4 protein-coding genes are annotated in these 9004 nt (G+C 70.8%); all 4 read right to left on the bottom strand.

Annotated features, from left to right (window positions below):
• A partial coding sequence (locus B9G49_RS10185) for a S9 family peptidase (protein WP_086216285.1) occupies nucleotides 1–1506 on the bottom strand: 1506 nt, incomplete at its 3' end.
• A gap of 189 nt (nucleotides 1507–1695) precedes the next feature.
• Nucleotides 1696–3063: an MFS transporter gene (locus tag B9G49_RS10180; protein WP_086216284.1), complete on the bottom strand. Its 1368-nt coding sequence runs from the start codon at nucleotides 3061–3063 to the stop codon at nucleotides 1696–1698.
• A gap of 203 nt (nucleotides 3064–3266) precedes the next feature.
• Nucleotides 3267–6152 (bottom strand): exodeoxyribonuclease V subunit beta, encoded by a 2886-nt coding sequence (locus tag B9G49_RS10175; protein WP_086216283.1) that lies wholly within the window; start codon nucleotides 6150–6152, stop codon nucleotides 3267–3269.
• Entirely contained in the window at nucleotides 6149–8731 is a 2583-nt protein-coding gene (locus B9G49_RS10170) for a PD-(D/E)XK nuclease family protein (RefSeq protein ID WP_086216282.1), read from the bottom strand. The genes B9G49_RS10175 and B9G49_RS10170 overlap by 4 nt, the downstream gene beginning before the upstream one ends.
• Nucleotides 8732–9004 lie beyond the last annotated feature (273 nt).

Genomic DNA, 9004 nt, shown 5'->3' with positions numbered 1-9004 from the left:
CTTCAGCGACTCGCGGAAGGCGCGGCCGTACCCAGTCGACCCCCGGTAGTTCACTGTGAGCACCCCGACGCCGCGGGTCGTCCAGAACTGGACCGTCGACGACAGCGACGCCTCGGACCGACTCGTCGGCCCGCCGTGGACCCTGACGAGGAGCGGCGGCGCCGCGTCGGCCGGCGCTTCGACGTCGGGGTTGTGGGGCGGGTAGTAGTGGCCGTACGCGGTCGCGTCGTCGGCGCCGACCGCGTCGCCGGTCGGGAAGGCGATCGACTCCGGCTCCGAGACGTACGCGGCGTCGAGCGCGTCCTCCGTCGACTCGCGGAGCCGAGTTGCTCCGGTCCCCGCCGACCCCGGTCGCCACGCGACGACCGCGCTCGGCGCGTCCGTCCGGTGACCGGCGAAGACGACGCGGTCGCCGTCGGACCGAACCGAGGCCGGACGGAAGGAGCTGTACGGGAGGCCCGGGTCGACGAGGTCGCCCGTCTCCGGATCGAGCAGGCGCAGGCTCGGGTCGCCGCCCTCGGTGACCAGCGTGGCGATCCGCCCGTCGCCGAGGAACGCGAACGTCGACACGCCGAGGGTCCACATCGGCACGCCGAACGCCGCCGGCATCTCGCGGAGGACCTCCGCGTCCGATGTCGTCGGGAGCGCGACGCCGGCGCCGCGCTCCCACTCCTCGGTCCCGGACGCGACCGGGAACCGATAGAGGTTCCACCAGCCGGTGGGGTCGGCCGCCGCGTGGAGGACGCCGTCGGGCGACCACTTCGGCGAGACGACCGACTCGTCGGCGCCGCCCGCGACGACGCGCTCGTCGCGGATGTTGCCCGTCTCGTTGACCGCGCCGACGACGAGTTCGGTCCCATCCCACGGCATGTTCGGATGATCCCACCGCAGGTACGCGATCCGGTCCCCGCCCGGGGCCGGCCGCGGCGCCGCGTAGAAGTCGTGCCCGTCCGCGACGACGACCGGGTCCGAGATGCCGGTCTCCGGAGCCGGGTCGGGTGACAGCGGGAAGCGGACCAGCTCGTTCTGGGGCTCCTCGTCGGTGCCAGGTCCGACGTGACGCTCGCGGACGGCATAGACCGTCTCCCCGTCCGGAGCGAGCCGCATGTCGGCGTAACGGTGGGCCATCGGCTCCGGCGGCTCCGGCGTGACCGGGGTCGGTTCCGCGTCGCCCCCGGCAGCGCTCCCGTCCGCGGGCAGTCGGTAGAGCCGCTGGTCGTCCATGCTCGCCGCGAGCACCGTCCCGTCCGCGACGAGCACGTCGCCGCCCCCGTACTGGTGGACGAGCGTGCGCACGTCGAGTTCCTCCGATGTCACTTCTGTCGGATCGGCGTCGCGGTCGTCGACCGGGGCGCGACAGACGACGCCGCGACCGCCCTCGGACGGGCGGCGTTCGATCCAGTAGACGTGGTCTCCGTCGGTCTCGACGGACGCGAACGACCTGACGTCGGCGGCGACGTCCTCCGGGGCGACCGGCGACGGCCACTCGCCGTACGGTGTCGGCATGGGATCGACGAGCGTCGCCGCTCCAATAAACCTACGCGAGCCGGCCACCCGAGCCACCGGGCGGGGTCCGGCGCCGGGGTCTGTGGCCGCCCGCGCCGGGGTCGATGGCCGCCCGCGCCGGAGTCGATTGCCGCCCGCGCCGGGGTCGATGGCCGCCCGCGCCCGGTTCCCGATCCGGGGCGTCTCGCTTCACGCGTACGCCTCGAACTCCTTGCCGAACGCGAGGAAGTAGCCGGTGCCAACGAGCCCGACGACGGCCGCGACGGTGAACGCGACCTCGGGGCTGACGAAGTCCCACAGGTACCCCCCGACCGCCGCGCTCGGGATCACGACCGTGTTCCGGACGAGGTAGTACGTCCCGGTGACGCGGCCGCCGGCCCCCTGCTCCGCCGGGCCGACGATGAGCGCCTTGTGCGACGGCAGGCCCGCGAACCGCAGCCCCGAGAACGCGAAGACGGCGATCATCACGGCCGACAGTGGCAGCGCCGACCCCGCGAGGGCCGGCGCGTAGATCAGTACGACCGGGAAGAGGGCGTACACCGCGAACCCGACCGCGACGACCGGCTTGAGGCCGATGCGCTCCGCGAGCCGCGAAGCGGGGACCATGATCAACAGCGCGACGAGCATCTCGACGCCGAGGAGGTAGCCGAAGAACGCCTGCGGCGAGAGGTCCACGTCGTACGCGAACCCGCCCAGCGCGACGGTCGCGTCGAGGCCGACTTGGAAGAACTGCGTGACGACGAGGACGAAGAACACGTACACCATCCCGTTCGCGAACCGGACGAGCGTGTCGCCGACGAGCAGCGGCCGGAGCGGCGCCGGCATCTCCCGCAGGTCGCGCCGGACCCGGTCGAGCCCCGCGAACGAGTCGCCGAAGGAGTCGCCGCTCGCGTCGTAGAGGACGTGCTGGACGAGCGTGCCGAGGACGCCGAAGGCGACCGCGACCGCGAGGACGAACTGGAAGCTGACGGTGAACTCCGCGCGGAGTCCGATGAGGACGGCGGCCAGCACGGGTCCGACGAGGAACGCCGTCCGCCGGAACGTCTCCGTGCTGGCGAACCCGGCGGCCAGTCGCGAGGGGTCGGTCGCCTGCTTCACGACGGCGAACGTCGCGCCGAGCCCGAACGACTTCCACGCCTGCGCGAGGACCAGTCCGACGAAGACCCAGACCCACGGCTCCACGATGAGTCCGCCCACCGCGATCGGGCCGACCCCGGGCGCGACCAGCCAGACGAGGAAGCCGAGCGTCGACAGCAGCCCGAAGAGGGTGAGCGCGTACCGCGAGCCGATACGGTCCGAGACGGCGCCGCCCGGGTACGGGTAGATCGCCGAGATAACGTTGCCGAACGTGCCGAAGAGCCCGACGACGAACCCGGACGCCCCGAGCGCGACCATGTACTCCGGGAGGTACCGGTTCGTCATCTGGAACCCCAAGCTGAACGCGAACATCGCGATCGACAGCACGAACACGTCGCGCTCCAGCGCGAAGAGTCGCCGAAACCCGTCCAGCGCCCCGGAATCCGCCTCTGCGTCCGCGTCGTCGCCGCCGGCGCTCACGGGGGCGCCCCCGGTGTTCCGGAGCGGTCGCGGTCGTCGACGCCGGCGCGGGTCGGTCCTGCCTCGGGGAGCGCCATACGCGTCGTCCGGTTCGCGTCGACAAAAATTCCACCCCGTCACGGGGCCGGCGCGAGACGGTCACTCACCTCGGGTGGCGCCGGCGAGGGAGCAAGTCGGGAGCGCCAGTCGGACCGGTCGGGGCCTCACCCGGACGGCGACTCGGTCGCTCGAACGAGCGCGCGCAGCTCCTCGACGGCGAGTGGCTCGACCCGCTCGCGCGTCCCATCGCTCGTGTAGAACAGGCTCGTTTCGACCGCTCTCTCGGCGAACCACTCGTCGAGGACGTGGTAGTAGACGCTGAGCTGCTTCCGGTACTCCGCCCGCGCGCGCCGCGTCGAGTCCGTCTTGTAATCGACGACCGCGACCCGGTCGTCGGTCACGTGAACGAGGTCCGCGATCCCCGAGACCGTGACGCGGCGGCCGTCGACCTCGAGCGGGAGCGTCACCGGCTCCTCGACGTACCGCTGGCCCGACAGCCCGTCGAGTAGGTCGACGACTCGCCGCTCGTGGTCGTTCGACGGCGTCACGTCGTCGCCGAGCGCGTACGCCTCCGCAAAGTCGTGGACCCGAGAGCCGAAGTCCATGCCGCGAGTCTCGGGCGCCGCCTCGGCGCCCGCCTCCGACCGCTCGTCCGCCGCCTCGAACACGGTCTCGTCCATCAGCGAGTGTGGGCTGTGACCGATCGGGCCGTCAGGCGCCGTCACCGAGAACGGCAGTTCCGCGTCGGCGGGCTCCTCGCGGTCGAGCGACTCGACCGCTGGTTCGATCTCTTCGACGGCGACGGGAAGCTCCTCAAGGAACGTGTTCGGGTCCTCGCCGGCCGCGAACACGACGTGGCTCTCCGCGCGCGTGACCGCGACGTAGAGCAGCCGGCGTTCCTCGTCGTACGCCCGCGGTAGGCAGCGCCGGATCACGTCGTGCCGCCAGTTGTCGTACACGTGCGGGTGGGCCCGCTCCGCCGAGTACACCTTCTGCTGTCGGAGCCCCACCGGGTCCCGGTACTCGATGACGCTCGATCCGCCGGCTCGAGGTGGGAAGCGCCCCGCGTTCATGTTCGCCATGACGACGATCGGATACTCCAACCCCTTCGCGGCGTGAATCGTCTGGACGGTCACCGCGTCGTCGCCCGCGGACGCGGCGACGTCGACCGTGCTGCCGGTCTCGACGCCGCGCTCCATGAACCGGATCAGCTCGCCGCGAGTCGCCGTCGTCGCGTCGTGGACCGACTGGACCGTGTGGAGGAGCACGTCCGCCGCGTCGCCCGCGAAGCCGTAGCGGTCGAGGACGCGGCGGGCGACCGCGCCGACCGACTCCAGATCGCGGAGCCCGTCGCGGAACGCCGCCGGGTCGTCAGGGTACGACCCCGTCTCCAGGAAGCGACCGATCTCGTCGAACGCGTACCCGGCCCGTTCGAGGACCACCGCCCAGCCGCGGTCGGCGTCGGTTTCGAGGATCCGAAGCCACGCGAGCAGCAGTTTCGCCGGATCCGTCCGGAACAGTTCGATCCCGCCGTCGTAGGCCATCGGGAAGTCGTACTCGTCGGCGGCGCCGAGGAGTTCCCGCCCGTAGTCCCGGGTCCGGGTGAACACCGCGATATCCCCGTACTCCGGCGGTCGCGGTTCGCCGTCCGCCCCCTCGACGGCGTAGTCGTCGTTGCCGACGATCGCCTGAACCTTCGAGAGGACCGCCTCGTGTTCGTCCTCGTGGCGGATTCCCTCGACGACCGTGTTGTCGAAGGGAGCGTTCGAGGAGAGCCCGACGACGTCGTCGGGGTCGACCGCGACGGTATCTCCGCTCGCAGCCGGCGCCGCGATCGCCCGCTCCGAGAGGTCGATGACCGACGCCGTCGACCGGTAGTTCTCCCGCAGTTCGATCCGGGTCGGGTCGGTCGCGTCGAACGGGACCCGGTCGGCGTCGTCGTTGAGTTCGGCGGCGAACCGCTCCAGCCGCGCTTCGAACTCGGTGACGTTGCGCACGTCCGCGTACTGGAATGAGTAGATGCTCTGCTTCCAGTCGCCGACGGCGCAGAAGTTCCCGGTCCCGGACAGAAGCAGCGCGAGCTTGAACTGGAGCTCACTCGTGTCCTGAAACTCGTCGACCATGACGTACTCGAACTGCGCCGCCTCGCGGGCGCGCTCGTCCTCGCAGAGGAGGACGAACGCGAACAGCTGGAGGAAGCTGAAGGATAGGTAGTTGCGGCGCAGCGCAAATCGCAGGTACTCGAAGTACACGTCGCGGACGAACGCCTTGAGCCCGTCGCGGTCCTCGTCGAAGACCGCGCGCGCCACGTCGTCGTCGAGGCGCTTCGTCCCGCGGCCGCCGCGCAGCTCCGACTTCGACGGGGCGTCCGAGCGGTACGTCTTGTGGCGGCCGAAGTCGCTCAGGTCCTCGCGCAGCGCCGACTGTTTCCGGCCGTCGTTCCGGGGTCGGTTCGCCGCGTCGAACCGCGCTCTGAACGCCTCGAAGTCGCCGTCGAGGTATGATTCGCCGCCTCGATACCACCCGTCGGCAGTGGGGAAGATCCCCTTCGACGCGAGCTCTCCGATCAGGTCGAGCAGCTCGCCCGGTTCGGCGAGCGCGCGGTAAAACGCCGCGTGTTCCGGGTGGTCGTCGCGGAAGCCGCCGAAGAACTCGCGGAACCGCTCGGCCTCGATCAGCTCGTCTTCGAGGATCCGCGTCGACCCCGTGATCCGCTCGTCGAGGCCGAGGTGTGTCGGCGCGGCGTACCCGTGCTCCTGAAGCAGTTCGTGGCAGTGCGAGTGGAACGTCCGGATCGGGGCGTCGGCCAGCTCCCGCAGGCCGTACGCGCTGTGGTCGACGATCCGCTCTCGCATCTCGGTCGCGGCGCTCCGCGTGAACGTCGCCAGCAGCACGTCGTCCGGTTCCACGTCCGGCCGGTCGACGATCCGTCCGTAGCGCCGGGTGACGGCGAACGTCTTCCCCGTCCCGGGACCGGCGTCGACCAGGTGCGTCCCCGCCGTGCTCTCGATGAGCTCTCGCTGGGCCTCGTTCGGCGTCGGCTCGCTCATCGGTCCCCCTCCAACAGCAGGTCGCGGTTGTCCACGCGCCGGTAGTTCGGCTCGCCGGCGAGCCCGTCGACCGGGAACCGCTCCTCGCCGGCGCGCCGGGCGTTGAGTTCGTCGAGGCGCTCGTCGACGAACGCCTCGAAGGCGCCGAGGTCCTCGCGGAAGAAGGCCCGCCTGCGGGCGCCGTTGAGCTCTCGGATCGCCTGGTCCGCGCCCTTCTCGGCGTCGACGGCCGCGGACGTTTCCGCGTCGACCGCGGCGGTGAACCGCTCGGCGAACTCGGAGTCGCGGAGTTCGCCCTTGTCGGTCGTCTCGGGGAACGTCAGCGGGGCCACAACCTGCTCGTAGGCCGAGTAGCCGAGGTCCTCGAACGTCTCCCGACAGTCGGTGTAGCCGTCAAGGAGCCGCTCGTACGCATCCCGGGAGCCGACGTACTCGTCGAAGGCGACCGGGTGGTAGGTGACCGTCGTGAGCGCGTCGCCGAGGTCGGCGTCGCCCGCGATCACGTCGGCCATCGGCTCGAGGAAGTGGAAGAACGTGAACTCCAGCCGCTCATTCGGACGGACCGACCGGTAGTACGTCAGGTACAGCGCCGCCTGAAAGTTCGGCGCGTCCGCCGGCGGGTCGACCGCCGCGTCGCCGACGACCTGTGCGGTGCGCTTCTTGCGTCCGCTCTTGTAATCGAGCAGCGCGGTCGGCGCCCGCACGAGGTCGATCTTCCCCTTCACGCCGAGGGCATCGTCCTCGAACCAGCGCTCGGTGAGCGGCGAGTCGACCGGCTCGTCGAAGTGTTCCGCGAAGAAATTGGTTCCCCACCCCGACGCCGCCGTGAGGAAGTCGTCCGACTCCGGCCCCTCCTCGTCGAGATACTCCGCGATCAGCTCCAGTCCGATGCGGTACTTCCGGCGGCGGAGGGGCTCGTCGGCGGCCGAGGAGAACGCCTCGGTCTCCGCGAGCATGGCGTCGACGAGGGCGTCGGTGTCGGCCGCGGCGACCGCCTCGGGGTGGTTCACGTAGAACTCCGCGAAGTCGTGGGAGAGGGTCCCCTCGACGAACCGTTCCCGATCCGGAGTGTCGAGGAGCCGCCCGAAGAGGTAGTCCCGGGGGCTGTTGACGTAGCTATTCAGGGTCGACTGGCTGACCGTCCCGACCGTCTCGGGGTCCACTCCGGTCGGTTCACGGTCGAAGCCCGCGCCCGTCGACCGCGGTCGCGGCCGGTGTTCGACCGAGTCGAGGTCGCTGAACCGCTCGAACTCCTCGTCGAGGAGGTCGCCGAGGTACAGGCACGGAGTGACCGGCTCCCCGCCGGCCGCGTCTTGAACGAGGTAGTACCGTCGGTCACCGCTCTGGAGCAGGCGCTGGAAGTCGCCGACGTAGCGCGCGAACTGGGTCTCGGTGTCCACCCACGGCCGCTGGGGCGCCGAGTGCGTCCACTCCTCTCCCATTCCGAGGTGGAAGACGACGGGGCGGTCGACGTACGCGGAGGACTTCGCGTCGGCGAGGAGGACGCCCTCGTTCTCCCTGTCGACGGGGACCTCGTAGGTCTGGAGGTAGTAGGCGAGTCGGTCGACCGCGCCGGCGGTCACTTGCGCGTCGGCGAGCCCCAGGTTCCGCAGCTCCTCGTCGAGCCGGTCCAGTTCGACGCCGGCCTCGGTCGCGTAGGCGTCGAGCGCCGCCGCGAACGTCCGGTCGCCGACGCCGTCGCGGAACGTCCGCAGCCACTCCGTGGCGGGGTGGTCGACGGCCGCCAACCGCCGCTCCCGGTCCGCGGTCGGGACGTCCATCCCCAGTTGCGCGAGGATCGGGGCGGCGTCGCCGACGGTCGCGTCGCTCCCCCGGAAACAGAGCCGGAGGAGCCGGACGAATGTCCGGTGGTGCGGGTCGTCCGCGAACCCCGGCCCGCCGTAGAAGGGGATGCCCGCGGCCTCGAACGCGGACTCGACGAGCGAGGAGTACTTCCCGCCGCCGTCGAGGACGACGGCGACGCGGTCCGCATTGTGCGCCGTGATCGTATCGCGGAGCGCGGCGACGATGTCGGTCGCCGACTCGAAGACGTGGAAGGGCGGTGGGTCGAACGCCTCCCCGCTGAAGAGGTCGACGCGATCGAACGCCTCCGGGAGGACGCCGCGCTCCAGTTCGGTCAGCTGGTCGTACCCGACGACGGCGACGGACCCACCGTCGTCGATCGCGTACTCCGTGAGCCGCTTCGAGGTCGTCCGCAGCGTCCGCATGACTTCGACGACCTCGCGGGTCGCGTCGTCGACGTAGGCGTCGTACTCTAAGACCGCGCCGAGCCGGCCGGTGTGTTCCCAACACTGGAGGACGTTCCCGACGGCGTACGCGACCGCCTTCCAGTCGTGGTCGGTCTGTCGGACGATCTCGAGGAACGCCCGGCGGTCCTCCGCCTGCTCGCGGCGACCGGCCGCGAGGCGGCGCGGCGTGGTCGCGAACGTTCCGAAGTGCGGGCGGTCGAGGCGGCGGTTGATCGCGCTCGCGAGCGGGGCGTCGGGCGTCACGACGAGGTCGTAGTCCCGGACCTCCGCGTAGAGCGACGCCGCGTCTTTCGCGCTCCGAATAGGCACGACTATCGGGAGCCGGACGAGTCATAAAAAGATAGCGGGGACGCCGATCGGTTCGCCGAGTCCGGAAGCATCCGGAGGCGCCGTTGTGCGACGTATTCGACTCCGATCAGACGATCGATCGACGGCTTCCGAAGCTTGAGGACGCGGGGCTCGTGGACCGCTACGACCCGCAGGGGGACAGTCGTATCACGATCGCGGTCGAGTCTCCCTCATTGGCGAACGCGACGAGAGCACCTCGAAGCCGACTGAGTCCGGTTCCCGTCGCTACTCAAC

The sequence above is a fragment of the Halorubrum sp. SD683 genome (genome assembly GCF_002135045.1).
In the GTDB taxonomy this organism is placed as follows: domain Archaea; phylum Halobacteriota; class Halobacteria; order Halobacteriales; family Haloferacaceae; genus Halorubrum; species Halorubrum ezzemoulense.
This window is presented reverse-complemented; position numbering and strand designations above follow the sequence as displayed.

What these genes read in the sequence shown, in the direction of transcription:
- B9G49_RS10175 (WP_086216283.1), bottom strand. Translation starts at nt 6,152, where the DNA reads ATGAGCGAGCCGACGCCGAACGAGGCCCAGCGAGAGCTCATCGAGAGC.